At 70.8% G+C, this 298-nt stretch carries 1 protein-coding gene; it reads left to right on the top strand.

Going from position 1 to position 298, the window contains the following annotated elements:
• On the top strand, positions 1-298 hold a 298-nt coding region (locus tag ADK57_RS18265), incomplete at both ends, for an FMN-binding protein (RefSeq protein WP_159050097.1).

Below are 298 nucleotides of genomic sequence, written 5' to 3'. Positions count from 1 at the left end.
ACAGGCGCCCAAGGGCGGCCGGAGCGACCAGATCACCGCCGACGCCGTACCCAAGCTCAACCAGGCCGCGGTCGCAGCCGGCAACGCGGACATCGACGCGGTGTCCGGAGCCACCTACACCAGCGCCGGCTACAAGAAGTCGCTGCAGTCGGCCATCGACAAGGCCGGCACGAGCACGGGATCGTCTCAGGGCCAGGACCAGGACCAGGACTCGGGCAGCACCCAGGCCAAGACCGTCACCGGCACCGCCGCCCAGACCCAGTACGGCGCCGTCCAGGTCCGCATCACGGTCAGCGGC

Source organism: Streptomyces sp. MMG1533, from assembly GCF_001279775.1.
Classification (GTDB): domain Bacteria; phylum Actinomycetota; class Actinomycetes; order Streptomycetales; family Streptomycetaceae; genus Streptomyces.
Note: the sequence above shows the minus strand (reverse complement) of the source record. Positions and strands in the feature narration are given on the sequence as shown.